General features: G+C 70.9%; 26 protein-coding genes. 14 read left to right on the forward strand and 12 right to left on the reverse strand.

Annotated elements, in window-relative coordinates; genetic code table 11:
• Window positions 1-11 precede the first annotated feature (11 nt).
• Window positions 12-377, reverse strand: coding sequence for a cupin domain-containing protein (locus tag FHX33_RS17785; protein ID WP_021756217.1), 366 nt, complete (start codon window positions 375-377; stop codon window positions 12-14).
• Window positions 378-424: 47 nt separating this feature from the next.
• Here FHX33_RS17785 and FHX33_RS17790 point away from each other — a divergent pair, with 47 nt between their 5' ends.
• The 4 genes from FHX33_RS17790 to FHX33_RS17805 all read left to right on the forward strand — a co-directional run bounded on the left by FHX33_RS17790 (window position 425) and on the right by FHX33_RS17805 (window position 2,808).
• Window positions 425-1,096, forward strand: coding sequence for a VOC family protein (locus FHX33_RS17790; protein ID WP_248616210.1), 672 nt, complete (start codon window positions 425-427; stop codon window positions 1,094-1,096).
• Window positions 1,096-1,626 carry a hypothetical protein gene (locus FHX33_RS17795; RefSeq protein ID WP_021756221.1) on the forward strand — a complete coding sequence of 177 codons (531 nt, stop codon included), beginning with the start codon at window positions 1,096-1,098 and terminating at the stop codon, window positions 1,624-1,626. The genes FHX33_RS17790 and FHX33_RS17795 overlap by 1 nt, the downstream gene beginning before the upstream one ends.
• A 107-nt stretch (window positions 1,627-1,733) precedes the next feature.
• Window positions 1,734-2,324 (forward strand): nitroreductase family protein, encoded by a 591-nt coding sequence (locus FHX33_RS17800; protein WP_183428804.1) that lies wholly within the window; start codon window positions 1,734-1,736, stop codon window positions 2,322-2,324.
• Between the two features lie 205 nt (window positions 2,325-2,529).
• On the forward strand, window positions 2,530-2,808 hold the full coding sequence (locus tag FHX33_RS17805; RefSeq protein WP_021754583.1) for a hypothetical protein: 279 nt from the start codon (window positions 2,530-2,532) through the stop codon (window positions 2,806-2,808).
• Window positions 2,809-2,845: 37 nt separating this feature from the next.
• Here FHX33_RS17805 and FHX33_RS17810 read toward each other — a convergent pair whose 3' ends face one another.
• Both FHX33_RS17810 and FHX33_RS17815 read right to left on the reverse strand, forming a co-directional pair.
• On the reverse strand, window positions 2,846-3,895 hold the full coding sequence (locus tag FHX33_RS17810) for a zinc-dependent alcohol dehydrogenase family protein (RefSeq protein WP_021754585.1): 1,050 nt from the start codon (window positions 3,893-3,895) through the stop codon (window positions 2,846-2,848).
• Window positions 3,896-3,944: 49 nt separating this feature from the next.
• Window positions 3,945-7,814, reverse strand: a complete 3,870-nt coding sequence (locus FHX33_RS17815; protein ID WP_183428805.1) for a beta strand repeat-containing protein — start codon at window positions 7,812-7,814, stop codon at window positions 3,945-3,947.
• 175 nt (window positions 7,815-7,989) lie between these two features.
• Between FHX33_RS17815 and FHX33_RS17820 the strand changes: the two genes are divergently transcribed.
• The 6 genes from FHX33_RS17820 to FHX33_RS17845 are packed head-to-tail and all read left to right on the forward strand — an operon-like array spanning window position 7,990 to window position 10,764.
• Complete coding sequence (locus FHX33_RS17820; RefSeq protein WP_039921534.1) at window positions 7,990-8,427, forward strand: DUF6916 family protein; 438 nt, start codon at window positions 7,990-7,992, stop codon at window positions 8,425-8,427.
• The gene (locus FHX33_RS17825) at window positions 8,427-8,891 is read left to right on the forward strand and encodes a GNAT family N-acetyltransferase (RefSeq protein WP_021760621.1); all 465 of its coding nucleotides are present in this window, start codon (window positions 8,427-8,429) and stop codon (window positions 8,889-8,891) included. Before FHX33_RS17820 ends, FHX33_RS17825 begins: the two co-directional genes overlap by 1 nt.
• Window positions 8,888-9,211, forward strand: a complete 324-nt coding sequence (locus tag FHX33_RS17830; protein WP_021760623.1) for a DUF6916 family protein — start codon at window positions 8,888-8,890, stop codon at window positions 9,209-9,211. Before FHX33_RS17825 ends, FHX33_RS17830 begins: the two co-directional genes overlap by 4 nt.
• Window positions 9,211-9,723 (forward strand): phage tail protein, encoded by a 513-nt coding sequence (locus FHX33_RS17835; protein WP_021760625.1) that lies wholly within the window; start codon window positions 9,211-9,213, stop codon window positions 9,721-9,723. The genes FHX33_RS17830 and FHX33_RS17835 overlap by 1 nt, the downstream gene beginning before the upstream one ends.
• A 14-nt stretch (window positions 9,724-9,737) precedes the next feature.
• Window positions 9,738-10,235 carry a phage tail protein gene (locus FHX33_RS17840; RefSeq protein WP_021760627.1) on the forward strand — a complete coding sequence of 166 codons (498 nt, stop codon included), beginning with the start codon at window positions 9,738-9,740 and terminating at the stop codon, window positions 10,233-10,235.
• A 7-nt stretch (window positions 10,236-10,242) separates the two neighbouring features.
• Entirely contained in the window at window positions 10,243-10,764 is a 522-nt protein-coding gene (locus FHX33_RS17845) for a phage tail protein (RefSeq protein ID WP_021760629.1), read from the forward strand.
• Here the strand turns inward: FHX33_RS17845 and FHX33_RS17850 are convergent.
• Window positions 10,761-12,920 carry an ATP-dependent Clp protease ATP-binding subunit gene (locus tag FHX33_RS17850; RefSeq protein WP_021760631.1) on the reverse strand — a complete coding sequence of 720 codons (2,160 nt, stop codon included), beginning with the start codon at window positions 12,918-12,920 and terminating at the stop codon, window positions 10,761-10,763. The genes FHX33_RS17845 and FHX33_RS17850 overlap by 4 nt on opposite strands.
• A gap of 131 nt (window positions 12,921-13,051) precedes the next feature.
• Here FHX33_RS17850 and FHX33_RS17855 point away from each other — a divergent pair, with 131 nt between their 5' ends.
• Window positions 13,052-14,242 carry an AAA family ATPase gene (locus FHX33_RS17855; RefSeq protein ID WP_021760633.1) on the forward strand — a complete coding sequence of 397 codons (1,191 nt, stop codon included), beginning with the start codon at window positions 13,052-13,054 and terminating at the stop codon, window positions 14,240-14,242.
• A gap of 68 nt (window positions 14,243-14,310) precedes the next feature.
• On the opposite strand, the gene FHX33_RS17860 is transcribed toward FHX33_RS17855, so the two are convergent.
• Window positions 14,311-14,799 (reverse strand): hypothetical protein, encoded by a 489-nt coding sequence (locus tag FHX33_RS17860; RefSeq protein WP_039921536.1) that lies wholly within the window; start codon window positions 14,797-14,799, stop codon window positions 14,311-14,313.
• A 130-nt stretch (window positions 14,800-14,929) separates the two neighbouring features.
• Here FHX33_RS17860 and FHX33_RS17865 point away from each other — a divergent pair, with 130 nt between their 5' ends.
• Window positions 14,930-15,289: a hypothetical protein gene (locus FHX33_RS17865; RefSeq protein ID WP_039921537.1), complete on the forward strand. Its 360-nt coding sequence runs from the start codon at window positions 14,930-14,932 to the stop codon at window positions 15,287-15,289.
• A 15-nt stretch (window positions 15,290-15,304) separates the two neighbouring features.
• Here the strand turns inward: FHX33_RS17865 and ppk2 are convergent, their stop codons facing one another.
• Window positions 15,305-16,213 carry a polyphosphate kinase 2 gene (ppk2, locus tag FHX33_RS17870; RefSeq protein ID WP_021760642.1) on the reverse strand — a complete coding sequence of 303 codons (909 nt, stop codon included), beginning with the start codon at window positions 16,211-16,213 and terminating at the stop codon, window positions 15,305-15,307.
• An 86-nt stretch (window positions 16,214-16,299) separates the two neighbouring features.
• Window positions 16,300-16,719 (reverse strand): MarR family winged helix-turn-helix transcriptional regulator, encoded by a 420-nt coding sequence (locus FHX33_RS17875; RefSeq protein ID WP_183428806.1) that lies wholly within the window; start codon window positions 16,717-16,719, stop codon window positions 16,300-16,302.
• A gap of 78 nt (window positions 16,720-16,797) precedes the next feature.
• Here FHX33_RS17875 and FHX33_RS17880 point away from each other — a divergent pair, with 78 nt between their 5' ends.
• The gene (locus tag FHX33_RS17880) at window positions 16,798-17,727 is read left to right on the forward strand and encodes a quinone oxidoreductase family protein (protein ID WP_183428807.1); all 930 of its coding nucleotides are present in this window, start codon (window positions 16,798-16,800) and stop codon (window positions 17,725-17,727) included.
• 110 nt (window positions 17,728-17,837) lie between these two features.
• Here FHX33_RS17880 and FHX33_RS17885 read toward each other — a convergent pair whose 3' ends face one another.
• The 4 genes from FHX33_RS17885 to FHX33_RS17900 form a co-directional block, all read right to left on the reverse strand.
• Entirely contained in the window at window positions 17,838-18,464 is a 627-nt protein-coding gene (locus FHX33_RS17885) for a GNAT family N-acetyltransferase (protein ID WP_021763660.1), read from the reverse strand.
• Between the two features lie 158 nt (window positions 18,465-18,622).
• Window positions 18,623-19,756 carry a class I SAM-dependent methyltransferase gene (locus FHX33_RS17890; protein WP_183428808.1) on the reverse strand — a complete coding sequence of 378 codons (1,134 nt, stop codon included), beginning with the start codon at window positions 19,754-19,756 and terminating at the stop codon, window positions 18,623-18,625.
• Window positions 19,757-19,943: 187 nt separating this feature from the next.
• Window positions 19,944-21,323: an APC family permease gene (locus FHX33_RS17895; RefSeq protein ID WP_021765701.1), complete on the reverse strand. Its 1,380-nt coding sequence runs from the start codon at window positions 21,321-21,323 to the stop codon at window positions 19,944-19,946.
• Window positions 21,324-21,408: 85 nt separating this feature from the next.
• Window positions 21,409-23,016: an amidohydrolase gene (locus FHX33_RS17900; protein WP_183428809.1), complete on the reverse strand. Its 1,608-nt coding sequence runs from the start codon at window positions 23,014-23,016 to the stop codon at window positions 21,409-21,411.
• Between the two features lie 129 nt (window positions 23,017-23,145).
• On the opposite strand from FHX33_RS17900, the gene FHX33_RS17905 reads away from it, so the two are divergent.
• Window positions 23,146-23,850, forward strand: a complete 705-nt coding sequence (locus tag FHX33_RS17905; protein WP_183428810.1) for a TetR/AcrR family transcriptional regulator C-terminal domain-containing protein — start codon at window positions 23,146-23,148, stop codon at window positions 23,848-23,850.
• Here the strand turns inward: FHX33_RS17905 and FHX33_RS17910 are convergent.
• On the reverse strand, window positions 23,843-25,711 hold the full coding sequence (locus FHX33_RS17910; RefSeq protein ID WP_081703994.1) for an ATP-dependent nuclease: 1,869 nt from the start codon (window positions 25,709-25,711) through the stop codon (window positions 23,843-23,845). The two genes, FHX33_RS17905 and FHX33_RS17910, sit on opposite strands and share 8 nt — an antisense overlap.
• Window positions 25,712-25,770 lie beyond the last annotated feature (59 nt).

Below are 25,770 nucleotides of genomic sequence, written 5' to 3' on the forward strand. Positions count from 1 at the left end.
TCATATTGCGTTCACACCGGCGACGCGGGATCGGTCGGGAGTACGGGTCCGAGGGAGGGCGTCCCGGCCCCTTCTCCCTCCCCTTTGAGCTCGACGATGATCGTGCGGGTGGGGGTCTCGCCGATGTTGCTTCCGGCGTGCGATTGCTCGGGGATCCACACGGCGACCCCCTCGGGCAGCTCCACCTCCGCGCTCTGATCGCCGGACTCGAGCCGTCGGCGGAATGCGGTCAGCGTGACCATCACGGAGTCGGGATGGTGGTGCACGGTGGTGCTCTCGCCGGGCTCGTCGGAGTACGCGAGCACGCGCACGCGCTCGTTCTCCCAGAGCACCCGGTAGTGATCGGGGTTGCTGACCGTCGGGTCGTCGTCGACCATGAGCGCAGGCTACTGCTCCTGCGCACCCCGGGGCTATGCTGTGGCCCGTGGGCACGGACGACCGCATCTCCCCCCGTCGCTTCCACGACGCCGACGGCGTCGAGGACTGGTCGGTGCTGTACGACGGAGCCGTCGCGCGATACGCCACCGGGACCTTCGAACGCGGTGCGGCCCTCGTCGCCGAGATCGCGCGGCTGGCCGAGGAGGCCGGCCACCATCCCGACCTCGACCTGCGCTACGGCAGCCTCGTCGTGCGCCTCGTCAGCCACGACGTGGGAGACATCAGCGCGCGCGACCAAGCGCTCGCCGCACGCATCTCGCGGGCTGCGCGCGAGCTCGGGATCGAGTCCGCCGCCACCCGCGCTCAGACCGTGCAGATCAGCATCCACGCGCTCGACATCCCCACCGTGCTCGCCTTCTGGCAGGCCGCCCTCGCCTACGACCGGGTGGGCGACGCGGACCTCGTCGACCCGCTGGGCCGCGGCCCCGCCGTCGCGTTCCAGCCGCTCGACCACCCGATGACGCACCGCAACCGCATCCACATCGACATCTCCCTGCCGCGTGCCGAGGCCGTGGAGCGGGTGGATGCGGTGCTCGCCGCCGGTGGCCGGCTCACCGAGCACACCCGCGAGCCGCACTGGTGGTCGCTGGCCGACCCCGAGGGCAACGTGGCGGACATCGCCGCGTGGCGCGACGACTCCGAGGAGGGGGATCTGTGATGTCGACGACACGGACGAAGGCGCGCGTGCGCGCGCGAGCCGGTGCAGCCGCGGGACTCACGGTCGCCGTACTGCTGTTGCTGACCGGCTGCGACCTGTTCGCACCGCAGGACACCATCGACATCCACGAGACGAGCGACGGCGTGAGCGGCACCGTCGGCGACGTCTTCGTAGCCAACGCCGTGCTCCTCACGGCCCCCGACGGAGACGGCCCCGCGGGGCTGGTCGCCAGCCTCGTGAACCAGGGCACCTCGTCGCGCGACGTGAGCGTGCACACCACTGCCGGCAGCGAATCCGTCGCGCTGGAGCCGTCCGGCGTCGTGCAGCTCGGCGTGCCGGAGGGCGAGACCGTCGAGTTCGACGGGCTCGACGCGAAGCCAGGATCGCTGACGGACGTGACCTTCGAGACCGGCGCGGAGACGCTGACGCTGCAGGTGCCCGTGCTCGACGGCGCCCTGCCGCAGTACCGCGACCTGGTGCCGACGGCGCCGCCGCTCCCGACGCCCACTCCGACCTCCACGTCGAAGTAACGGATCGCAACGCTCGCGGAATACTCCCGGAGTTGATGTGTTTACATCGATATAGCCGGGCAATGGAGCCTCGAGGCCATCCATCCACACTTCGAGGAGATCCACCCATGTCGCTCACCGACGTCGCGCCCCGCACCGCCGAGACCGCCGCGCCCCTGCTCCCCGCGCTCGCCGAGCGCTGGAGCCCGCGCGCGTTCGACACCGCCGCCGTCATCGACGAGACCAAACTGACCGCCGCCCTCGAGGCCGCGCGCTGGTCGCCGTCGGCCAACAACTCCCAGCCCTGGCGCTTCATCGTCGCCCGCCGCGGCACCCCCGAGTTCGACAGCATCGCCGCCAACCTGATGGGCTTCAACCAGGCGTGGGCCGGCGCCGCCAGCGTGCTGATCGTCGCCGTGGCCGAGGTCGTCGACGCCGAGGGCGCCGAGCGCCGCTGGGCCACCTACGACGTCGGCCAGGCGGTCGCGCACCTCACCATCCAGGCCCACCACGACGGCCTGCACACCCACCAGATGGGCGGCTTCCAGGCCGACGGCCTGCGTGAGGCGTTCGGCCTCGAGGAGCGCTTCGTGCCCGTCTCGGTGACCGCCCTCGGCATCGTCGGCGACGCCGACGCGCTGCCCGAGCCGCTGCGCGAGCGCGAGGTCGCCCCGCGCGTGCGCCGCCCCCTCGACGAGGTCGTCATCGTCCGCGCCTGACGCGCGCGCCGGCGGGCCACTGCCCGCCGCCGAAGTTCACGAAAGGGCCCCCATTCCGTGCGGAATGAGGGCCCTTTCTCGCACCTCGTGGGAGTGGAGGGCGCTACTGGACTTTGCAGCGGCGCTACTCGACTGGCCACCGGAAGTACGCTCCCCCCGCCTGGGTCTGATAGTTCTGTCACAAGACTCGACGAAGGAGTGAGTGATGGAATCCCCACGACTGCAACCGAAGCGCGTTCTCGGCTGGGGCGTCGCGCTGACGATCGCCGGGTCGGTGCTGACGATCTTCATCCCCGACATCGCGTGGTTCTTCACGAGCGCGACAACCGCGGCAACAGGGGTCGATCAGGGGATCCTCACCCTCCTGGACCTCGTCTCCCGCATCGTCGGCGGTGTCGTGACGCCGCTTGGAGTCGTGCTGATCGGTGCCGCCGTCGTCATGACCTATCTGCGCGGCCTCCTGCAGCCCCGCCAGCCCGAGTGAGGTTCACGAAAGCGGCGCGACGCGGCGGAGCAGGCGGCTACGGGCGCACGAGCGTCTTGATGGCGCGGCGCTCGTCCATGGCGGCATACGCCTCGGCGATCTCGCTCAGCGGCAGCTCGAGGTCGAAGACCTTGCCGGGCTGGATGGCGCCCGACCAGACGTCCTGCAGCAGTTCCTCGACGTAGTTGCGCACAGGGGCGACGCCGCCGTTGACGCCGATGTTGCCGTTGAAGAGGGGGCGGACCGGGAGCTCGGGGCCGCCGTTGGGCACGCCGACGTAGCCGACCATGCCGCCGGGACGGGCCGAGCGGATGGCCTGGTCCATGGACTCCTTGGTGCCGACGGCCTCCAGGACGCAGTCCGCGCCGATGCCGTCGAGCAGGGCCTTCACGGCCACGACGCCCTCGTCGCCGCGCTCGGCGATGATGTCGGTCGCTCCGAACTCCCGGGCGAGCGCCTGCCGGGACTCGTGCCGCGACATCGCGACGATGCGGGAGGCACCGAGGCGCGCGGAGGCGAGGACGGCGCACAGACCGACCGCCCCATCGCCGACCACAACGACGGTGCTGCCCTCGGTCACGCCCGCGGACACGGCGGCGTGGTGACCGGTGCCCATGACGTCCGAGAGGGTCAGGAGGCTCGGGATGAGCTCCTCGGCGGGGAACGAGGGGGTCGCGACGAGGGTGCCGTCGGCGTGCGGCACGCGCACCCGCTCGCCCTGGCCGCCGTCGGCGAACCCGCCGACCTGATCGTTGCCGCCCCACCAGCCGCCGTGCAGGCACGACGTGCTCACGCCGTTGCGGCAGTTGATGCAGGTCATGTCGCAGTCGTAGAACGGCGCGATGACGAAGTCGCCGGGCTTGATCGTGTGCACGTCGGGACCGACGGCCTCCACGACGCCGACGAACTCGTGGCCGATGCGGCGGGGCTTCGGGGTCGGGGTGACGCCGCGGTAGCCCCAGAGATCGGAGCCGCAGACGCAGGCCGCGACGACCCGGACGATGGCGTCTCCGCCGGTGGACAGGACAGGATCGGGGACCTCTTCGAGACGGATGTCTCGCTCCCCGTGCAGGACGGTTGCACGCATGGTGCGAGCCTACGCCCGGCTCCCTTGCCCCTGCCTGTCAGCGCCCGCGTCAGGCGCGCACGCGACGCCGCACCAGCATCGCTGCGCCGAGACCGAGCAGCCCGAGGGCGAGCAGCAGCAGCGGGGTCGCGTCGAGGCCGGTGTCGGCGAGCCCGGAGCCTCCCGAGCCCGACGTCGACCCCGCACCGCCCTGCGCGGAGCCGCTGCCAGAGCCGCCCGAGCCGCCCGAGCCGCCGCCGTTCGCCGTCGGCAGGACGATGCCCGTGCGCAGCACGCGCTCACTGCCGTCCGGTGCGGTGCCCAACGCGACCAGGGTGTGCGCCCCCTCGTACCCGGCGGGGATCACGATGGTCAGGCGCGCCGTGCCCTGCGCGTCGGCGTCGACCACGCCCAGCGTGACCGGCACCGAGTACAGGCCGAACGTCACCGGCGAGTCCGGTGCGAAGCCGTCCGCGACGAGGGTGATCGTCTGCCCGGGCTGCACGCCGGAGGGAACGCCCGCGAGCGGGCCGTCCGCGGTCGGAGGCACGAGCGGAAGGGTGTACGTCGGCGCGTCGGCGACGACGATGGTCAGCGTGCGCGTGACGTCCGCGCTCCCGGGCGCGACGGCGGTGAGCGTCACGGTGGAGGTCGCGGCGGCATCCGTCGTGCTCCCCGTGATGCGGGCGGTGCCGTCCGGGCCGGCGGTGAACGTCAGGCCGGCCGGAAGGGCGCCGGTCAGGGTCACGGTGGAGACCGCCGGGTAGGCGGGGCCGGTCGCGATCCCGAAGTCGACGTCCACGCCGCGCGTGACGTCGAGCGTGGACGGACCGGTGAACACCGCGGCCTCGGCCACGACGATGGTCAGCGTCTGCGTCGTGGCGGGGGCCACGCCGTTGTCGGCGGTGACCTGGACGCTGTACGCGCCGCCCGACCCCGCCGCCGGCGTCCCGCTCAGCACGGCGGTGCCGTCGCCCGCGTCGGTGAAGCGCACCCCCTGCGGGAGCGACCCGGCCGCGGTCAGCGTGACCGCGGCGGGGAAGCCGCCGCTCGTGGTCACGGTGAAGGAGCCGGCCGCCCCGGCAGTGAACGGGGCGGAAGCCGCGCTGGTGATGGCCGGCGACTCCGCGACGGTCAGCGCGAAGCTCTGGGTCGCATCCGGCTGGTAGCTGTTGGAGGCGGTGAGCGTGAACGTGTGGACTCCCGCAGAACCGGCCGGGGGCGTGCCCGCGAGCGTGCCGGTCTTGTCGCCGTTGTCGGTCATCGTGAGCCAGGCCGGGAGGCCGGAGGCGCTGAGTGCGGCGTTCGGGAAGCCGGTGGTGGTGACCGCGAAGGTGTGCGCGGCGCCGTCGAGCAGGAAGGTCGTGCCGGCCGCGCTGCTGAACGTCGGCGCCGTGCCGACGGAGAGCGTCGCATCGGCCGAGACCGAGCCCGCCGAGTTCTCGAAGGTGACACGGTACCGGTTGCCGTCGTCTCCCGCCGCCGCCGTGAATCCGTAGCTGGTGGCCGTCGCCCCCGTGATCGGGGCGTACGACGCGCCGCCGTCGGTCGAGACGGACCACTGGGCGGTCGGTGCCGGGAAGCCCGAGGCGGCCGCCGTGAAGACCACGGGCGCGCCGGCGACGACCTTCTGGTCGGCCGGCGCCGTCGTGACGGCCGGCGCCGTCCTGACCGTCAGGGTGAGGTCGCCGGAGGCCGCGGGAGCGACGCCGTTGGAGGCGGTGACGCCGAGGGCCGCGACACCTCCCGAGCCGGTCGGGGTGCCGGAGATCGTGCCGGAGCCGTCGCCGTTGTCGACGAAACCGAGACCGGTCGGCAGCGTGCCGGTCAGCGCGAGCGCCGGGACGGGATAGCCGCGATCGGTGGTGACGGTGAAGCTGAAGCCCTGGCCCACGGTCGCCGTCGCGACCGCGCTGCTGGTGAGAACGGGCGCCTCCTGCACCGTCAGGGTCAGCGTCTGCGCGGCCGCCGCTCCGACGCCGTTGCCGGCCGTGAGCGAGAGCGTGCGGACGCCGCCGGTCTTCGCGGCCGGGGTGCCGGCGATGGTCGCCGTGCCGTCGTGGTTGTCGGTGAAGGTCAAACCGGAGGGCAGCGTGCCGACGAGCGTGATCGGGTCCGGCGTCGGCCGGCCGGTCGTGGTCACGGTGAACGAACCGGCGGAGCCCGCCGTGAAGGAGGCCGCATTCGGGCTTGTGATCGCTGACGTCTGGTTCAGGACGTAGGTGAGGGCCTGATCCACTGTGCCCCCGGCGTTGGAGGCGCGCACGGTCACGGGATAGTCCTTCGCGGCGTCCATCGGCGTGCCCGAGACGGTCGCGGTCCCGTCGCCGTTGTCCACGAAAACGACGCCGGTCGGGAGGCCGCCGATCAGGGAGAGAGCCGGAGTCGGGTAGCCCGTTGTGGACACGGTGAAGGTGCCTGCCGTCCCGATGACGCCGGTCGCGGTGCTGCCGGTGGTGAACGCCGGCGGCGCGGACAGCACCACCGTGGTGACGGCGGAGGCCGCGCCCAGCGTGGCGGAGGCGGTGGCCAACCCGGGCTGCATCAGACCGAGGGCCGCCGTGGCGACGCCGCCGGACATGGTGGCGCTCAGGGGCGAGACCGTGCCGGCGGTCCCCGTCCGGCCGAATGCGACGCTCGTGCCCTCGAACGCGGTCAGGTCCGACGGTGTGACGGAGGCGCCGGCCGAGTCGGTGAGCAGGCTGGCCGTGAGCGTGGTGGTGGTCTGCGGGGCGACGAGCGTCGCCGGCGACGCCGTGAGCCTGAGGGTCAGGTACGGGGCTGCCGTGACCGCGCCCGCGGCGGTGTCGCAGCCGCTCGCCCCCGGGGCGCCGCCGCAGCCCCACCAGTTGCGGGCGAGATCGGCCGTGCCACCGGACTGCTTCACGGCGGGGGCGGAGTTGCCCGCGATCCGGTTGTAGCGGGCCGAGAGCGTGCCGCCCGTCACCGCGATCGCCGAGCCGGCGTTGGCGGGATTCGTGTTCGCCGCGAAGGTGGATCCGGTCACCGACAGGGACCCGCCGTCGAGCCAGAGCCCCGCGCCCGGGAACGAGGCGCTGCCGACGGGCGCATTGCTCGTGAAGGTGCTCGAGGTGATCGACATCGCGGCGCCGCCGTGCGGATCGCTGACGGCGACCGCCGCGCCCCCGTTCACTCCGGACGCCGTCGCCCGGTTGTTCGCGAAGGTGCTGCCCTGGATGTTCAGCCGCTCGCCCGAGGTCGTCCCGGTCGCCTGGTAGTAGAGCGCGCCGCCCGAGGCGATGCCGGAGGAGTTGAAGCTGAAGCTCGTCGACCGCACGTCCAGCGACCCGCCGATGAACTGGACGGCGCCGCCCGGGTTGGCCGTCGAGCCCGCCGCCGTCGTGTTCGCCGAGTTGTCGGTGAAGAGGGAGGCCGAGATCACCAGCGAGTCGGCGGCAGCGGCGTTGCCGGAACCGCCGATGATCGCGCCGCCCCCGTAGACGTTGTCCACGCCGCCGCGCAGGGTGACCTTGTCGATCGTGACCGCGATGCCCCCGACCTGCAGCGGGTCGAGGGTGAGCAGCTGCTGCGTGCCCGACCCCACCAGGACCGTGCCGGTCGTCGACGCTCCCTGGATGGTGATGTCGGTCCCGGCCGTTGTCCCCACGCCGATCGCGCCGTCCGAGAGGGTGTAGATGCCGTACGGGACGGCGACGATGGTGGAGCCGCCGAGGTTCGAGGCGACGCAGAGCGCGGCGCGCAGCGTGACCGGGCTGCCGGGGTCGACCACGGACGGCGTCGTGCACGCGCTGTTGGGGTCGGTGTCGGCGGTGCTCGTCACGGCGATGGTCCGGTCGGCCGCCTGGGCAGGCGCGGCGATGCCGACTCCGAGGAGGGCGGCGACGAGGGCGGTGACGGTCGCGGTCGCGACGAGGGCCAGGTCACGAGCGGACGGGCGTCGAGCAAGCGGGCGATGCATCGGTTGTCTGGCTCCTCGCCGGGCTCGGGAATTCCGGCTTTCTCGATGCTAGTGGCGACGGCATACCGGCCGTTGTCCCCTCTCTAAGGGCCAGAGACGCCGAACGGGGATGCCCTAAGCTCGCATCCAGGCTGCGCGCCTCCCGACCGGCGCACAGCACCCAGAGAGGACAACCGTGCCCGAGGTCTCGCGCCGTGCCGTGATGGCCACCGCTCTGGGCGGCCTCGGCCTCGCCGTTCTGGTACCCGCCGCGCCGGCCTTCGCCCGCACCGCTGCCGGTGCCGGCTCCTCCACCCCGGTCGCGGCGCCCGCCTCCGGTCTCGCGGATCCCGTCCGCTCGCTCTTCACACCCGCGATCGGTCGTGCGTTCACCGCCGTCGACGGCGAGCGCACCCTCCACATCGTCCTCACCGCCGTCGAGGACCTCTCGCCCGATGCCGCGGGCGACGAGCACCGCTTCCTGCTGCTCTTCACCGCGGACGGCTACTCCCCCGCCGACGGGATCTTCACGCTCAGCCGTGCGGGCGCGCCGGATGTCGCCCTCTTCATCAGCCCGATCGGGCGCGGCGGCCTGACCCGCACGCTGCAGGCCGTCGTCAACCGGACGGCGTGATGGCGCTGCTGACGGCCGGGCTGCGCGCGGCGACCCCTGCCGACGACGCATTCCTGCGCCGGGTGTTCCTCGACAGCCGCCGCTCCGAGTTCGCGGGCGTGCCGGCCGATCAGGTCGACCCGCTCCTCGCCCTGCAGTACCGGGCACACGCCGCCGACCGCCGCGCCCGTCACCCGCACGCGGAGACCGCGATCATCGTCGTCGACGACGACCCCGTCGGCTCCGTGACGGTGGACCGCGACGGCGGCCGGATGCACCTGGTCGACATCGCCGTCCTCGCCTCTCATCGCGGCCGCGGCATCGCCTCGGAGATCCTCGGCGAGCTCGTCCGGACCACGGAGCACGCGACGCTCACCGTGTGGAGCCTGAACGCGGGGGCGCGCCGGTTGTACGAGCGGTTCGGATTCCAGGTGGTCTCCGAACAGTTCGGCTACGTCCTGATGGCGACGGAGGTCGACGGATGACCGCGACCCACGCCGACTGGCAGGCGGCGTCCGGCAGCGAGGTGCGCGCGATGGCGCCCGACGGCACGGGATACGACCTGCGCCTGGTCGCCGTCTCCCCCGCCCGCGTCGACAACGGCTGGGTGGCGTACACGCTCCGCTTCGAGAGCGGGGCCGACCTGCCCGCCGAACAGCAGACCTACGAGCTCGTCGTCGGCCCGATCGCCGAACCGGTGTTCCTCGTCCCGACCGGCCGCACCGCCGACGGACTCGCGCTCGAGGCCGTCTTCGCCCAGGCGGCGGGAACACAGGCGGCGCCGACCCCGCAGAAGGAGAGCTGATGTCCCAGCCCTACGTCGGAGAGATCCGCATGTTCGCGGGCAACTTCGCCCCGTCCGGCTGGTTGTTCTGCCGCGGCCAGGTGATCTCGATCTCCGAGAACGAGACGCTCTTCCAACTGATCGGGACGACGTACGGCGGCGATGGGCAAGAGACCTTCGGCCTCCCGGACCTGGGCGCCCGGTTCCCTGTGCACCAGGGCACGCAGCCGGGGGGCGGGTCGTTCACGATCGGCCAGATGGCTGGGACGGATGCGGTGACCGTGAGCCTCCCGCAGCTGCCGAGTCACGCGCACGCCCCGGCCGCGGCGACCACGCCGACGACGTCGAGCGCGTCGGGCGCGTACATCGCCGCGCGGGCGGACGCGCCGTTCTCGTCGGCGACCCCGTCGACGGCGCTCGCCCTGCAGCAGCTCGCACCGGCCGGCGGCTCGCAGCCCCACGAGAACCGCCAGCCCTACGTCACGGTGAGCTTCATTATCAGCCTCTACGGCATCTTCCCCTCCCCGACCTGAGCCAGGAGTCACCGATGTCCGAACCCTTCCTCGGCGAGATCCGCATCGCCGCGTTCTCCTTCCCGCCCAAAGGCTGGTCGCTGTGCAACGGGCAGCTGCTGCCGATCAATCAGAACCAGGCCCTGTTCTCGCTCCTCGGCACCCAGTTCGGCGGCAACGGGCAGACGACGTTCGGGCTGCCCGACCTGCGCGGCCGCGTCCCGGTCGGGTTCAGCTCGGACAACCCGCTCGGAAAGCTGTTCGGCGAGGCATCCCACGTGCTCAAAGTCTCCGAGCTGGCACCGCACGCCCATGCCGCCTCCGTCGCCTCGTCGGCGACCGTGACCACGCCGACGGGCACCGCCTACCTGGCGCAGCCGGGCAAGGCCGCCTACGCGGCGAGCGCGTCCACGGCCATGTCCGCCGGCTCCGTCGCGCCGGTCGGACAGAACCAGCCGCACGAGAACATGGCGCCGTACACCGTGGTGTCGTACATCATCGCCCTCACGGGCATCTTCCCCTCCCAGAACTGAGGCCAGCATGTCCAACCCGTTCGTCGGCGAGATCCGTCTCGTCGGGTTCAACTTCGCCCCGACCGGCTGGGCGTTCTGCCAGGGACAGCTGCTGTCGATCGCGCAGAACACGGCGCTGTTCTCGCTCCTGGGCACCTCCTACGGCGGGGACGGCCGCTCGACGTTCGCACTGCCCAACCTCCAGGACGCCACCGCGATGGGCACCGACCAGTCGGGCCTGTTCCCGTACGTCGGGGAGTCGGGAGGAGCGGCCGCCGTCGGTCTGACGCAGAGCCAGATCCCGTCGCACACGCACGGCGTGCTCGCCTCACCCACGCCGGGGACGACGAGCGACCCGACCAACGCGTCGTTCGCCATCCCCCGCGTCGGCCGGGTGACCGAGGCGGCGTACGGCGCTCCGGCCTCCGTCCCGCTGGCGCCCGACGCCTTCGGGGTGACCGGCGGCGGTCAGCCGCACAACAACGTCCAGCCGTCCCTCGCGCTGAACTACATCATCGCCCTGCAGGGCGTCTTCCCCCCGCGCCCCTAAGCGACGTCCCGAGCGGCCGCGACCGTCAGCCGATCGCCCTCGGGGGCGAGGTCGACGCGTACCAGGTCGCCGTCGCGGATCTCTCCGGCCAGCAAGGCCGTCGCGAGCCGGTCGTCGATCTCCCGCTGCATCAGCCGGCGCAGCGGCCGGGCCCCGTAGATCGGGTCGAAGCCGCGCTCGGCCAGCCAGGCCCGGGCGTCCGGCGTGACCGCCAGCTCCAGTCGACGCTCCGTCAGCCGCTTGACCAGGCGGTCGATGTTGAGCTCGACGATCTCGCCCAGCTCGTCCTTGCTCAGCGTCGAGAACACCACGATGTCGTCGAGACGGTTCACGAACTCCGGCTTGAACGCCTGGCGGACCTGCTGCAGCACGGCCTCCTCGCGCTCCGTCTCGTTCAGCGTCGGGTCGACCAGGTACTGGCTGCCGAGGTTGGACGTCAGGATGAGGATCGTGTTGCGGAAGTCGACCGTGCGGCCCTGACCGTCGGTCAGACGCCCGTCGTCGAGCACCTGCAGGAGGATGTCGAAGACCTCCGGGTGCGCCTTCTCGACCTCGTCGAGCAGGATGACCGAGTACGGCCGGCGGCGGACCACCTCCGTGAGCTGACCGCCCTGCTCGTAGCCGACGTAGCCGGGAGGCGCGCCGACCAGCCGCGAGACGGCGAACTTCTCGCTGTACTCGCTCATGTCGATGCGGATCATGGCCTTCTCGTCGTCGAACAGGAACGCAGCGAGCGCCTTGGCCAGCTCGGTCTTGCCGACGCCGGTCGGGCCGAGGAACAGGAACGACCCGGTCGGCCGGTCGGGGTCGGAGATGCCGGCGCGCGTGCGGCGCACCGCGTCGGCGACCGCTCGCACGGCCGTCTTCTGGCCGATGATGCGCCGGCCGAGCTCGGACTCCAGGTGGAGCAGCTTCTCGGTCTCGCCCTGGGTGAGGCGGTCGACGGGGATGCCCGTCCACGCCGCAACCACGGCCGCGATGTCGTCGGCCGTGACCTGCTCGTTCACCATGCGCGGGTGGTCGTGCTCGGCCTGCTCGGCCTCCGCCAGTTCGCGCTCGATGCTCGGGATGGTCTCGTACTCGATCCGGGAGGCCTCCTGGTAGCGGCCGTCGCGCAGGGCGACGTCGCGGCTGGTCTTGGCCTCGTCGAGCTGCGAGCGCAGTGCGCCGACCCGGTTGAGCGCGGCCTTCTCGGCGCGCCACCGGCCCTGCAGCTCCTCGAGCTCGGCCTCCTGCACCCGCAGGCGCTCCTGGAGCGCGGCGAGGCGCTCCTTGCTGGCCTCGTCCTTCTCCTTCTTGAGGGCGAACTCCTCCAGCTTCATCCGCTCGACGACGCGCTGGAGCGTGTCGATCTCGACCGGGGCCGAGTCGATCTCCATCTTGAGCCGGGAGGCCGCCTCGTCGATGAGGTCGATCGCCTTGTCGGGCAGCTGCCGCGCGGTGATGTAGCGGTTGGAGAGGGAGGCCGCGGCGACCAGCGCCGAGTCCTCGATGGTGACGCCGTGGTGCGCCTCGTAGCGACCCTTCAGCCCGCGCAGGATCGCGACCGTGTCCTCCACGCTCGGCTCGCCCACGTATACCTGCTGGAACCGGCGCTCGAGCGCGGCGTCCTTCTCGATGAACTCACGGTACTCGTCGAGCGTGGTCGCGCCGATGAGCCGCAGCTCGCCGCGTGCCAGCATCGGCTTGAGCATGTTGGACGCCGCGACGGAGCCTTCTCCGCCGCCCGCGCCCATGAGGATGTGGAGCTCGTCGACGAAGGTGATGATCTCGCCCTCGGCGTCGTTGATCTCTTTGAGGACGGCCTTCAGCCGCTCCTCGAACTGGCCGCGATACATCGCGCCGGCGACCAGCGCCGACAGGTCGAGCGAGACCAGCTGCTTGCCCTTGAGCGAGTCGGCCACGTCGCCCGCGACGATGCGCTGGGCGAGGCCCTCGACCACGGCGGTCTTGCCGACGCCGGGCTCGCCGATGAGCACGGGGTTGTTCTTGGTGCGCCGGGTCAGCACCTGGCTGACGCGGCGGATCTCGGCGTCCCGCCCGATGACCGGGTCGAGCTTGCCGCTCTTGGCGATCTCCGTGAGGTTGACGCCGTACTGCTCCAGCGCGCTCTTGGACTCCTCCTGGGTGGAGGGCGCGCCCTGCATGTTCGCCATTCGTGTCCTTTCCCGAGTGGTGGCAAAGTTGAGTCTACTTAGCTCAACTTTCATTGGCCAGGGGGTATTCCGTTTTTGCGCGGACGAAATCGCGCTCTCGCGGCATCGGTGGTCGCCCGTACGATCCTCACGTGATCACCACCGTCGCCGTCGCCGGCTACCGCTCGCTGCGCGACCTCGTGCTGCCGCTCGACCAGCTCACGGTCGTGACCGGCGCGAACGGGGTCGGCAAGTCGTCCCTCTACCGGTCGCTGCGGCTGCTCGCCGGCTGCGGTCGCGACGAGGTCGTGGTCGCGGTGGCGCGGGAGGGCGGACTCGACTCGACGCTCTGGGCCGGTCCCGAGCAGATCGGCCGGGCGGTGCGGGAGGGGCGGTCGCCGGTGCAGGGCACGGTGCGCAGCGGCCCCATCTCGCTCCGACTCGGCGTGCAGCTCGACGACGACGGCGACGGACTCGGCTACGCGCTCGACCTCGGGCTGCCCAACACGCGCAAGTCGGCTTTCGGGCGCGACCCGGAGCTCAAGGCGGAGACGCTCTGGACGGGCAGCGGCCCCCGACCGTCGAGCGTCGCCGCCGAGCGTCGTGGCGGTCACGTGCGCGTGCGCGACGACGACGGCGCCTGGACCGAACTCGGCCGCTCCCTCCGGCCGTTCGAGAGCCTGCTCACGGAGGTCGTCGATCCCATGCGCGCGCCCGAGGTCCTTCGGATGCGCGAGAACCTGCGGTCGTGGCGGTTCTACGACCACTTCCGCACCGACGCGACCGCACCCTCCCGCCTCCCGCAGCTCGGCACCCGCACCCCCGTGCTCGCGGCAGACGGCGCCGACGTCGCGGCCGCCGTGCAGACCATCCGCGAACTCGGCGGCGGGGATGCGTTCGACGCCGCGATCGAGGACGCCTTCCCGGGCAGCCGGGTGGAGGTCGTCGTCGACGGCACGCAGTTCACGCTCGCCGTGCACCAGCACGGACTGCTGCGTCCGCTCGCCGGGCCCGAGCTCTCGGACGGCACGCTGCGGTACCTGCTCTGGGCCACCGCGCTGCTGTCGCCGCGGCCCCCGCAGCTGCTCGTGGTCAACGAGCCGGAGACGAGCCTGCACCCCGATCTCCTGCCGGCGCTCGGCTCCCTCATCGTCGCGGCCTCGTCGAACGCGCAGACCCTCGTCGTGACCCACTCGCAGGTGCTGCTCGACGCGATCGAGGGCGCCGCCGCCGACCGCGACGGTGTGCGACGCGTCGAGCTCGAGAAGCGCTTCGGCGAGACGGTGGTGCTGGGCCAGGAGGGCCTACTCGACCGGCCGTCCTGGCACTGGCCGAACCGGTGACGCACGACGCCCCGGTCACCGCGGTCTCCCGCGGCGCCGGGGCGTCGGATGTGCGATCGATCAGAGGGTCAGGCGCAGACCTTGCCGACCTCGGTGAAGGACTCGGTGATCGCGGTCGCCTTCGCGCCGACCGAGCTGGCGTCGACGGAGGCCGGGTTCTGCACGGCGTCGTGGAGGAAGGTCGCGTAGTCGTCGATGGCGGCGGCGGCCTTGTCGACCGGAGCCTTGACCTCGGGGTTGCCGACCTTGTCCTTGATGGACGTCATGGTGTCGTTCATCTGGTCGAACAGGGCGAGCGCCTTCTGCGGGTCGGACATGGCGGCGCTGGCCTCGCTCTGCATGCTCTGCAGCTTCTCCAGACCCGACTTGACGACGGCGCAAGCGTCGGCCTTGGACTGGTCGGTCGAGGCCTTCGCGGCGGCGGACGGCTTCGACGAGGCGGACGAGGACGACGACGAGTCGCCCGACCCTCCGGCCGAACAACCGGTGAGGGCGGCGGTGACGGTGGCGATGGTGACGGCGGCGAGCGCGAGACGCGCTCCGAAAGTCTTCTTCATGGTTCCCCTGTGTTGGAGCGGCGGCGGCCGCAACGTTCCCCCTGCGGTTGAGAGGCCGCTGGCCACGATAGCAAACCCATAGGAACGGCAATGCGGCGCGTGCGCCTCCCGCGCTTGTACGCTGACGATGATGATCGACCCGATGGACCTCCACATCGTCCTCATGGACAGCGCCTCGGCGGCCGCCCTGGCGCAGATCCTGCCCCTCCTGCTGCTGACCCTCATGGTCGAGTTCCGCCGGGTGGAGCTGCACCACCGCGGCCGGGTGCGGGTGACGCGCCTCCTGCTGGGCGTCTTCTTCCTGGTGTTCGGCTTCATCGAGACGGTGCTGGTGCTGTCGATCGACGGGTCGTTCATCCCGTTCCAGTGGAGCGACCTGGCCGCCGCGCTGGTGATCTTCGGCCTGCTTGCGCTGCTCTTCTGGCTGTCGATGCTCGACAGCCCGAGCCGTCGCAAAGCACGGGCTGCTCAGGACGAGGACTTTGACTAGCGCAGAGTCCGCGCCCTACTCGTCGGCGTCGAGCCGCTTGCCGCGCATGACGATCAGCGGATCGGGACGCTTCACGACCGACGTGTCCTTGCCGTCGTAGTCGAACTGGCTCAGGAAGTAGCGCATCGCGTTCACCCGGGCACGCTTCTTGTCGTTGGAGCGCACGATCGTCCAGGGGGCGTGCCGCTTGTCCGTGCGGCGGAACATCTCCTCCTTGGCGGCCGTGTACTCGTCCCACCGGTCGAGGGAGGCGATGTCCATCGGCGACAGCTTCCACCGGCGCACCGGGTCGAGCTGCCGCATGGCGAAGCGGGTGCGCTGCTCGGTGCGCGACACGGAGAACCAGAACTTGGTGAGGTGGATGCCCGAGTCGACGAGCATCTTCTCGAACGCGGGCGCCTGCGCCATGAAGGTCTCGTACTCCTCGTCGGTGCAGAAGCCCATGACCCGCTCGACATTCGCCCGGTTGTACCAGGAGCGGTCGAACATGACGATCTCGCCGGCGGTCGGGAGGTGCTGCACGTACCGCTGGAAGTACCACTGGCCGCGCTCCCGGTCGCTCGGCTTCGACAGTGCCACGACCCGGGAGGTGCGGGGATTGAGGTGCTCGGTGAACCGCTTGATCGTGCCGCCCTTGCCCGCCGCGTCCCGGCCTTCGAAGACGATGACGGCCCGGCGGTCGTTGTCCTCCAGCCAGTACTGGAACTTCAGGAGCTCCACCTGCAGCTGGTACTTCTCGAGCTCGTACTGCTCGCGCGTCATCCGCTCGGAGTACGGATACCCCTCCTGCCAGGTGTAGACCGGGTTGCCCTCCGGGTCGATCAGATCGGGGTCGGGGGTGTGCCCGCCCTGCACGGTGTATCCGGTCGCACGCAGGTGCTCGATGTACTCGCGCAGGTCGGTCGCAGGGGTGTCGTCGGCCATAAGTTCCTCCTGGTCGCCGGTCGTCTGTGCGCGCGAGTGTACGCGGGTGAGGTGTACGCGCGGTGCCCGGGAGCGCACTGCTCTCGTCAGTGCGCGGAGAGCATCCGCTCCAGCTCGCGCGTGAGCGCGGCCCGGCCGGTGCCGTCGACCGTGCTCAGGAGGGGCTGGAGGGCGCGGCCGACCTGCTCGGCGCCGTCGCGCGCGAGGGCGAGGCCGTCGGCCGTGGCCTCGACCTCCACCGCCCGGGCGTCGTCCGCGCTCGGCACGCGCCGGACCAGGCCACGGCGCTCGGCGCGCTCGATCAGGCCGGAGACCGTGGACTTGTCGAGGCCGAGCAGGGCCGCGAGCTGTGCCATGCGCGGGCGGCGGTCGCGCAGCACGCCGAGCATCCGGAGCTGGGTGAGGGAGAGGTCGCGCTCGGCGGCCACGCGGGTGAGCACGCCCGTGACGACGAACGAGGTCTGCACGAGGGCGTCCACGAGCGCGTCGTCGGGGGTGTCTGTCATGTTCCGAGCGTACTTGACAAAAGTTGGCATTACCAACCATCATTGAATAGTTCGTAATACCAACCAATTGGAGGAGCCATGCGCGCAGCAGTCGTCACATCGTTCGGCACGGTGCCGGAGTACGGCGAGTGGCCCGACCCGGTCGCGGGCGACGGCGCGCTCGTGGTCGACGTCGTCGCGGCCGCCCTCCACCCGCGCGTGCGCTCGCAGGCCGACGGCAGCCACTACACGAGCACCGGCGATCTGCCGCTCGTCCCGGGCATCGACGCCGTCGTCCGCGACGCCGACGGCCGCCTGCGGTACGCGCTCGTGCACGAGAGCGAGCTGGGCACCTTCGCGGAACGGACCGTCGTGCCGCGGAACGCGACCGTCCCGCTCCCCGACGGGATCGACGCGGTGCGCGTCGCCGCCGCCATGAACCCGGTGATGTCGTCGTGGGTGGCGCTGCGCCGCCGGACCACCCTCCGGCCGGGCGCGCGCGTCCTCGTGCTCGGCGCGACCGGGAACGCCGGCCGCCTCGCCCTGCAGGTCGCCCGCACGCTCGGGGCCGCGGAGGTGGTCGCGGCCGGACGCGACCACGACCGCGCGGCGGCGTTGCTCGGGCACGGCGCGGATCGCGCACTCGGGTTCGACGAGCTGTCGCAGGCGGCGGACGTCGACGTGGTGCTCGACTACGTCTGGGGCGCGCCCACCGCGCAGGCGATGGCCGACATCGTGACCGCCCGCTCCGACCGCGGCGCGCCGCTGACCTGGATCGAGATCGGGTCGGTCGCCGGCGCGACGGCCGCCATCCCGTCGGCCGCGTTCCGCGCCGCGCGGCTCGACCTGGTCGGCAGCGGGATCGGCTCGGTCTCGCCCGAGGAGTTCGGCGCCGAGCTGCCCGCCATCGCCGAGGCCGTCTCGCGGGGCGAGTTCGACATCGACGTGCGCGCGGTCCCGCTCAGCGACGTCGCCGCCGTGTGGCGCGACGACCCGGGCGCGACCGAGCGCGTGGTCTTCGTCCCCTGAGCGGGCGACTGCAGCCTCCCGGTACATCTGCCGCGGCGCGACCCGGCGCAAACGTACCGCGGGACCGCAGCGGTCGGCGGAGACTGGCCGGGAGCCCGTCTGGGTCAGCGCTACTGGGGAAACCGTCGCCGATCGCCGATCCGGCCACTGAATCCGGCGATCGGTTCGGGATGCTCCGCCCGCGCCAGCAGCCAGGTCGTGTGCGAGGCCGTCCCGCCCGCGAGCCGGAAGCCGAGCCGCCCGGCCAGCCGCGCCGACCGCTCGTTGGTGCGGTCGACCACGGCGGTCACGATCACGGCCCCCAGCCTCCCGAACGCCAGGTCGAGCGCCGCCTCCGCCGCCTCCGTGGCGTAGCCCTGCCCGCAGCGATCCGACCGCTGCAGCCAGCCGATCTCGACGCTCCGCGTCTCCACCGCGAGGGTGCGCAAGTGCAGGGAAACGTCTCCGATCACGTGATCGTCGAGCTCCACGGCGAGCGCGAGGAAGTCGCCCGCCTGACTGAGCACGGTGTGACGCATGCGCGCCCGGAAGTGGTCGAGCGCCTGCCGCTCGGTGCGCTCCGGCCACCCGAGTCCCGAGCGCACACCGTCGTCGGCCTCGATCGCGAGCCAGTCGACCGCATCCCCCGCCCGGTACGGACGCAGCAGGAGGCGGTCGGTGCCGAGCACCGGTGCGACCAGCGGCTCGTCGAGGGCGGGGCCGCGCAGCACGCGCGGCCGGTGAATCGCCAGTGCCATCTCGTTCCCGTCCTGTCCCGCTCCCCCGGTCTCAGGTCGAGGCTATGGCCGCACGCGTAGCAATCGGCTGCCAGATCGGTGCCGGCGGTGTGAAGGCTCGAAGCCGGCCATAGGCGGCATGCAGGGGCGTGCAGTGCCGGCGGGCAGCGGCATGCAGGCTACGGCCGGCGGGACGCCGTGACCGTGAACTTGTTGCTGCGCGCGATCTGCCGGGTCGGTCCGACGACCCGCTCGAGGGCCGGCCGGTAGCCGAGGTGGGAGTTCCACACGGTCCACAGCTCGCCGCCAGGGGCGAGCACGCGGGCGGCGTCGGCGAACATCCGGTGGGCCACGCCCGTGTGCACGGCTCCACCGATGTGAAACGGCGGGTTGAGCACCACGAGCTCGGTCGAGGCGTCGGGCTGGGAGGCGAGGCCGTCATCCCGGACGACGGTCACACGCTCGGCGACGTGGTTCGCGGTGGCGGTCGCCCGAGCCGAGGCGACGGCGGCGGCCGACTGATCCGTCGCGACGACCCGCAGGCCGGGGCGCGCGGAGGCGAGGGCGGAGGCGAGCACTCCGGTCCCGCAGCCGAGGTCGATGGCCGTGCGCGCCTCCGGGACCGCTTGCGGCAGCACGGTCAGGAGGAAGCGGGTCCCGATGTCGACGGAGGCGCCCGCGAAGGCCGCCCCGTGCGCGCAGACCCAGAGGCCGGTGTCATCGTCGAACGCCCGCTCCGGCCAGCGGTCGAGCACGGTCGCGGCAGCGGGATGCGGTTCCGTCGCGGTCAGGACGCGGGCCTTCTGCCGCGCGAGCGACACCTGCACCGAGCCGAACACCTCGCCGAGCACGCCGTTCATCGCGACGCTCATGTGCTTGAGCATCCCGCCGGCGAACACCTGGACCTCGGGCCGGGCGTGCTCGGCGATGAGGGCCGCGATCTCGGCGAGCGCTTCGAGACTGCGCGGCAGCCGCAGCAGCACCGTGGTCGCGCCGCGGACGAGCGACTCGTCGAGCGGGTGGTGGGTGAAGACGCCGTCGCCCGGGAGGCCCAGGGTGCCGGCGAGGTCGGCCGCGTTGGCGTCGAGGGCGCGTTCGCCGGTCAGCGGGTCCTGGTGCACGCGGATGCCGCGCGCCCCGCGCTCGGCTGCGGCCAGGGTGAGCGCGCCGTAGGCGTCGCCGATCACGACGAGCCCGGGCTGGAGCACCGCGTCGCCGGCCGTGTCGGCGAGGAGCCGATCCGCCGCGTCGGCGGCGAACAGGTTCGGCGCCTCTACATCGGGCCGGCGGCGCAGCTGCTCGTACGGGAACATGCCTCCCAGTCAAGCAGACCGGCTACCTGCCCTGCGGCGCACCGGAGTTCCGGATATCCGCCGTGATCGCCGCCATCCGGAAATCCGGTGATCCAGTTCGGCGCGCCGCTCACTTCGCCGTAACTCCGGCGATTCGGGACGCAGGAGCGGGAATCGCCGGCGTTCCGGCGGCGACCACGGGGCCGGGTCAGGCTTCCGCGGCCACGGCCTCCTTCTCGGAGAAGTCCATCATCGGCGGCTTGCGACGGAAGCCGCGGGTCAGCACGGCGAGGTAGATCACGCCGAGCGCGACCCACGAGAGGCCGACGATGAAGGTGGTGACGGTCAGCGACGTCCAGAGCCAGACGGTGAGCAGGAAGCCGATCGCCGGGAGAAGCCCGTACCGGATCCACTCGCCCGCCGACGGCTTCTCGCGGCCGCCCTTCGGGAACAGGTGGTGCCGGATGACGGAGAGGTTCACCATCGAGAACGCGGCGAGCGCGCCGAACGAGATCATCGTGGCGGCGACGTCGAGGGTGAGCACGAGCGACAGCAGCGAGACGATCGAGACGGCGATCGCGGCGACCCAGGGGGTGTGGAAGCGCGAGTGCAGCTTCCCGAAGATCCCGGGCAGCACCCTGTCCCGGCCCATCGAGTAGATGATGCGCGAGACGCTGACCTGGGTCGTCATGCCGGAGCCGAACGCGCCGACGACGTACACGGCGACGAAGAAGGAGGTCAGGAACGTGCCGCCGACCTTCGCCATCAGGTCGACGCCCGCAGAGTCGACGTTCGCGAAGTCACGCCAGTCGGGGAAGACGAGGGCGCCCAGCCACGAGACGACGATGAAGATCGCGCCGCCGATGAGCGTGGTGAGCATGATGGCGCGCGGGATGTCGCGCTTCGGGTTCTTGGCCTCCTCCGACAGCGTCGACACCGCGTCGAAGCCGAGGAACGAGAGGGCGAGCACCGCGGCGCCGGCGAACACCGGGCCGAGACCGCCGGAGCCGGGGAGGAACGGCTCGATGAGGCTCGGAGTGTCGGCGGACGGGTTGGTCGCGAGTTCCTTGATCGCCAGCACGGCGAAGACGACGACGAGCAGGACCGACAGCGCGACGATGGCGACGTTGAGCTTGTTGACCAGCGTGATGCCGAGCACGTTGAACACCAGGACGAGCAGCAGCGAGGCGAGCGCGAACACCCACTGCGGCACCTCGGGGAACTGCGTGTTCAGGTACAGGCCGATGAGCAGGAAGTTGATCATCGGGAGGAAGAGGTAGTCGAGCATCAGCGTCCACCCGGTGAGGAAGCCGACATGGCCGCCGAACGACTGCTGCGTGTAGGTGTACGCCGAGCCGGAGACCGGGAACGCCCGCGCCATCGCGCCGTAGCTGAGCGCGGTGAAGAGCATCGCGACCAGGGCGACGACGTAGGCGGACGGCAGGTGGTTGTCGGTGGACTCCGTGACGATGCCGTACGTCGTGAAGACCGTGACGGGCGCCAGGTAGGTGAGCCCGAACAGGATGAGGGCGGTCGGCCCGAGCGCCCGCTTCAGGCGGGGCTGGACGGGCAGGTCTGTCGTGGTCATGTGGTGCGTGCCTCTCTACGTCGAGTGGTGCATTCGGGTTCGTGCTGGGGTCGGAGGGACGGAACGGGACGGTACGGGATGGGGTTCAGGCGCGGCGCACGCCGGCGACCCAGGCGCCGAGCACGCGCACGGAGCGCAGCTCGTGCGGGTCGACCGCGCGGGGATCGCGGTCGAGCCAGACCAGGTCGGGTGCGGTGCCGACGACGAGCTCGCCGCGGGCCGCCTCGGCGAAGGCCTGGCGGGCGACGCCGGAGGAGTAGGCCTCCAGGGCGTCGGGCAGTGCGATGCGCTCGGCGGGGGTCCATCCCGCTTCGGGCACGCGTGCCGGGGTCTGCCGGGTGACCGCGGTGGCGATCCCGGGCCGCCAGTCGTTGTCGCTGACCGGCCAGTCGCTGCCGAAGGAGATGTGGGCGCTCTCCTGCAGCGTGCGGATGGGGTACTGGAGCTGCTCGCGCTCGGGCCCGAGGCGCGGGAGCGTGAGGTCGAGCATCATCGGGTCGAGCTGCGCCCACAGCGGCTCGAAGTTCGCGGTGACGCCGAGCGCGGCGAAGCGCGGCAGGTCGGCGGGGTCGGCGAGCTGCACGTGCGCGATGACGGGGCGCCGGTCGCGCGGGCCGTTCGTGCGCTCGACGTGCTCGAAGACGTCGAGCGCGGTGCGGCAGGCGGCGTCGCCGATCGCGTGCAGGTGCAGCTGGAAGCCGAGCCGGTCGAAGGTTGCGGCGGCCTCGGCCAGCTGGGCGGCATCCCAGTTCGGGAGGCCGCGGTCGCCGGGGGTGTCGGTGTAGTCGGCGAGCATCGCGGCGGTGTGGTTCTCCACCACGCCGTCGACGAAGACCTTGACCGTCGCGGCGGTGAGGAGCGGGTCGCCCAACTCCTCGACGCGGCGGCGGGCCTCCACGAATCCGGGCACCTGGTCGCGCCAGCGGAACGGGTCGGCGCGCAGAGCCAGGTTCACGCGGGTGGAGAGCAGCCCGCGCTCGGCGGCGGTGAGGTAGGCCTCCACCTCGGCCGGCTCGACCCAGGCGTCCTGGATCCAGGCGATGCCGAGGCCCGCGTACTCGGCGGTGGCCAGGCGCAGCGCCTCCACCCGGTCCTCGTGCGAGCGGCCGGGCTCGACGGGCAGCAGCAGGTCGACCGCGCCGGGCTCCTGCAGGATGCCGAGCGGGGTGCCGTCCGGGCGGCGCGGGATCCGGCCGAGCGGAGGCTCCGGGGTGTCGGCGTCGATGTGCGCACGGCGCAGGGCTTCCGAGTTGACCCACACCGTGTGGTAGTCCCAGGCGCGCAGCACGACCGGGCGGTCGGGCACGGCCTCGTCGAGCCAGCGGGCGTCGAACATCCCCTCGGGAGCGAGGGTCGCGTCGTAGCTTCCGCCGTAGATCCACTCCTGCTCGGGATGCGCGTCCGCCCATTCCTTCACGCAGGCGACGATCTCGGCGACGCTCCCGCACGTCCGCACCTGCGGGCCGAGCTTCTCGAGGCCGCCCTGGAGGGGATGGGCGTGCCCGTCACCGAAGGCCGGGGCCAGCACGCCGCCGGCCAGATCGACCACCTCGTCCGCGGTGCTCCGCAGGGCCAGGGCCTCGGCACCGGTCGCGACGACCGCGCCGTCGACCACCGCCGCGGCCTCCGACGCCCGTGCGTCCGCACGGTAGCCGGAGAGGATCGTCCCGTTGACGAAGACGGTCGCGCCCATCGCACCTCCGAAGTCCAGTACCGCTAAATGAACGGCGTTCTTTTATTTCGTCAGAGACTAGGGCACGATCCCCGCGAGCGGAAGAGCAACCGGAGAATTCGTCGACGGACCGGGCGTTAGGGTGTGAACGTGCCCGAGGCTCAGAACGACACCCGGGCCGACCGGCCGGCCCGTCGCGTCGGCCGGCCGACCACCACCGTGCTCACGCGCGACCTGATCGCGGAGGCGGCGCTCCGGCTGCTCGACGAGAGCGGCTCGGAGGGCTTCACGATGGCGCGCCTCGCCCAGGCCCTGCGCGTGCGGCCCAGCGCCCTCTACAACCACGTGGACGGCAAGGAGGACGTGATCGCGGGCATCCGCGAGCTGATCAGCGACCGGATCGACGTGAGCGCCTTCGCGACCGAGCCGTGGGACCGCGCGATGCTCCACTGGGCGTACTCGTACCGCGTCGCGTTCGCTGGGCATCCCCCGACCATCGCCATGCTCGCGACGATGCCGCTGCGCGGGGCGATGCGCACGATGCGGATGTACGACGCGGTGGTATCCGCGATGATCGCGGCGGGCTGGCCCGCGGAGGAGGTGCTGCCGACGATCGTCGCCGTCGAGTCGTTCATCCTCGGCTCTGCCCTCGACGCGGTGGCACCGGGCGACATGTTCGACCCGGCGGGCGCGGAGGACGAGGTGCCGGCGTTCGCCGCCGCCTACCGGGCGCGCGCCGAGGCGGTCAGGGACGCGCCTCCCGCCGACGGCGCCTTCGCGATCGGGCTGCACGCCGTGCTCGACGGCCTGCGGGCGCGGTTCGCGCAGCTCGGCAGTGAGCCTGGGTTCAACTGATCTCGGGCGGCCGCGCCAAGCTCGAGTACGGCTCCATCGCGCCGCGGACCCAGCGCCAGAGAAGCTCTTTGATGTCGGGACTAATTTCGTCCCACGTGACTATGTAAGCCAGGTTTGCCCGCAAGTAGGGCGCTTTAGACCCCGCCTTCTCGGATGCTTTGCCGTCCCCGCCCTTTGAACCCATCCGCGCCATGAGCTTGTCGCGAGATTCGACCTCAAGCCCATGCGTTTTGGCGAACTCCCGCGACCTGCGGTCATTCAACGCCTCCAGAATTGCGTACTCGAGGTCGACGCGATTGAAGTGCAACGGCACATTGGACGACGCTGCGAGCCTATTGGCTGCACTCGTTCGCTCGGCGATGACAAGGGCATCAGCCGGTGAAACATTCGACATGTCGATCCCGTTGGCGAGATTTGCGATCTCGGACGCGAGCGCTGCTGGAACAACCACGCTTGACTCCCGCAGAGCACGCACTACGTCCGTACCGGCATCGATCGAATCGGCGCAGACGATAACCTCAAACGCTTGATCTCCATTGTTCGCGAAGCGCCGGAGCAGTCGAAGCCAAGGACCAAATCCAGCTTTCCCACCAACCGCGCACACGCGCATGCGATTAAGGAGTGGGAGCGGGATGATGTTGCGCATTTCGCGTCGAAGCATTTCAAAGTATGCAACCTCGCCAGGGCCCTCGACTAAAAGCAGGCTGCGATCAAACATCGTGTTGCTCGCCAGTGAGGAAAGCAGATACGCGTCCTTTTGCTCCTGGGTCGTCGAGACCGAGGCTGCAGGGTAGGCAACATGATCCCGCATGACGACTATGTCTTCAGGCGCAGCCTCCGCCAGTACTAACGCGCTGTGCGTGGTCGCAATGGTCTGAATCCCAGGGAGATGGAAGGTTTGCTGAGCAATCGTCCTTTGAGCGCTGGGGTGCAAGAAGGCCTCGGGCTCTTCTAGCAGAAGCAACCTGTACATCTTTTCTGACCGCGGGCGTTGTGCGACTGCAATGGCAAGCGCACTTTGCAACCCGGCGCCGAGCGATTCGATCGCCACCGTCTTCGCGTCGTGATCGCCCGTCGAGAATCGAGCTTCCATGCGATCAAGCACCAACTCGACCAAATCCTCAGCCGACACTGACGCGCTGAACAACCCTTTAGGATCGAAGCCTCCTCGAAGGTTTTCTTTCGTCTCCTTCCAGACTTTAGACGCGAACGTGTTGGCGTGCGTGCTGAGAGTTGCTGCTGCGTCGGATGTTGCTTTCGGAGCACCGGCGGGCCGGCCCACCCCGTCATAGATCATCGCACCCGAGAGTTCTTGTCTAAGGGCGTCTCGAAGAATACGCGAGAAGATCTCGGAGCTGCCGTCTCGCGAGGCAGGGACGTAAAGGCAGGAATAACAACCTTGTAGCCGATCGAGCAGCACTGCCGCGTTGGGTTCCGTTTCAGCTTCCTCGTTGCGCGTCGGTGAGCCGAGGCGAGCGTAGTACTTTGAGGCTCTGAATTGCACTCGAACTTCAGCAACATTGTCGGCTTTGGCCGCGAACTTGGTAGCTGATCGCCCATCGCTGAGCCGAACGCGAAGGAAAATACGTCGTGCCTTGTTCTGCGTGGCACGCGCTGGTAGAAGGAGCGCCTCCTCCACCTCATTCAACTCACGCCGTCCTCGTAAGAGATCGGAATCGAGCGAGTTGAATAGCCAATCAAGTATTCGCAGCACAGACGTCTTGCCCGAATTGTTTTCACCGATTAGGAGGACGTCTCCGTCAAGCGGAAATTCGGCGGTCTTGAAGCCTCCAACGTTTTCCAATCGGACACTAAGTAGTCGCACCTTGCTCCCCCAAAACGAATGCTCCAACGTGGACATTCACACGCCAACGTATGTGAATGGGCGAAGCGCCCGGTATCCCCCTTCCGGACGACAGG

The sequence above is a fragment of the Leifsonia aquatica genome (assembly GCF_014190775.1).
Lineage (GTDB): Bacteria > Actinomycetota > Actinomycetes > Actinomycetales > Microbacteriaceae > Leifsonia > Leifsonia aquatica.

What these genes read in the sequence shown, in the direction of transcription:
- FHX33_RS17865 (WP_039921537.1), top strand. Translation starts at nt 14,930, where the DNA reads ATGATCGACCCGATGGACCTCCACATCGTCCTCATGGACAGCGCCTCG.
- FHX33_RS17815 (WP_183428805.1), bottom strand. Translation starts at nt 7,814, where the DNA reads ATGCATCGCCCGCTTGCTCGACGCCCGTCCGCTCGTGACCTGGCCCTC.
- FHX33_RS17825 (WP_021760621.1), top strand. Translation starts at nt 8,427, where the DNA reads ATGGCGCTGCTGACGGCCGGGCTGCGCGCGGCGACCCCTGCCGACGAC.
- FHX33_RS17890 (WP_183428808.1), bottom strand. Translation starts at nt 19,756, where the DNA reads ATGTTCCCGTACGAGCAGCTGCGCCGCCGGCCCGATGTAGAGGCGCCG.
- FHX33_RS17850 (WP_021760631.1), bottom strand. Translation starts at nt 12,920, where the DNA reads ATGGCGAACATGCAGGGCGCGCCCTCCACCCAGGAGGAGTCCAAGAGC.
- FHX33_RS17805 (WP_021754583.1), top strand. Translation starts at nt 2,530, where the DNA reads ATGGAATCCCCACGACTGCAACCGAAGCGCGTTCTCGGCTGGGGCGTC.
- FHX33_RS17910 (WP_081703994.1), bottom strand. Translation starts at nt 25,711, where the DNA reads ATGTCCACGTTGGAGCATTCGTTTTGGGGGAGCAAGGTGCGACTACTT.
- FHX33_RS17885 (WP_021763660.1), bottom strand. Translation starts at nt 18,464, where the DNA reads ATGGCACTGGCGATTCACCGGCCGCGCGTGCTGCGCGGCCCCGCCCTC.
- FHX33_RS17875 (WP_183428806.1), bottom strand. Translation starts at nt 16,719, where the DNA reads ATGACAGACACCCCCGACGACGCGCTCGTGGACGCCCTCGTGCAGACC.
- FHX33_RS17785 (WP_021756217.1), bottom strand. Translation starts at nt 377, where the DNA reads ATGGTCGACGACGACCCGACGGTCAGCAACCCCGATCACTACCGGGTG.
- FHX33_RS17835 (WP_021760625.1), top strand. Translation starts at nt 9,211, where the DNA reads ATGTCCCAGCCCTACGTCGGAGAGATCCGCATGTTCGCGGGCAACTTC.
- FHX33_RS17795 (WP_021756221.1), top strand. Translation starts at nt 1,096, where the DNA reads ATGTCGACGACACGGACGAAGGCGCGCGTGCGCGCGCGAGCCGGTGCA.
- FHX33_RS17900 (WP_183428809.1), bottom strand. Translation starts at nt 23,016, where the DNA reads ATGGGCGCGACCGTCTTCGTCAACGGGACGATCCTCTCCGGCTACCGT.
- FHX33_RS17860 (WP_039921536.1), bottom strand. Translation starts at nt 14,799, where the DNA reads ATGAAGAAGACTTTCGGAGCGCGTCTCGCGCTCGCCGCCGTCACCATC.
- FHX33_RS17840 (WP_021760627.1), top strand. Translation starts at nt 9,738, where the DNA reads ATGTCCGAACCCTTCCTCGGCGAGATCCGCATCGCCGCGTTCTCCTTC.
- FHX33_RS17830 (WP_021760623.1), top strand. Translation starts at nt 8,888, where the DNA reads ATGACCGCGACCCACGCCGACTGGCAGGCGGCGTCCGGCAGCGAGGTG.
- FHX33_RS17880 (WP_183428807.1), top strand. Translation starts at nt 16,798, where the DNA reads ATGCGCGCAGCAGTCGTCACATCGTTCGGCACGGTGCCGGAGTACGGC.
- ppk2 (WP_021760642.1), bottom strand. Translation starts at nt 16,213, where the DNA reads ATGGCCGACGACACCCCTGCGACCGACCTGCGCGAGTACATCGAGCAC.
- FHX33_RS17845 (WP_021760629.1), top strand. Translation starts at nt 10,243, where the DNA reads ATGTCCAACCCGTTCGTCGGCGAGATCCGTCTCGTCGGGTTCAACTTC.
- FHX33_RS17895 (WP_021765701.1), bottom strand. Translation starts at nt 21,323, where the DNA reads ATGACCACGACAGACCTGCCCGTCCAGCCCCGCCTGAAGCGGGCGCTC.
- FHX33_RS17810 (WP_021754585.1), bottom strand. Translation starts at nt 3,895, where the DNA reads ATGCGTGCAACCGTCCTGCACGGGGAGCGAGACATCCGTCTCGAAGAG.
- FHX33_RS17800 (WP_183428804.1), top strand. Translation starts at nt 1,734, where the DNA reads ATGTCGCTCACCGACGTCGCGCCCCGCACCGCCGAGACCGCCGCGCCC.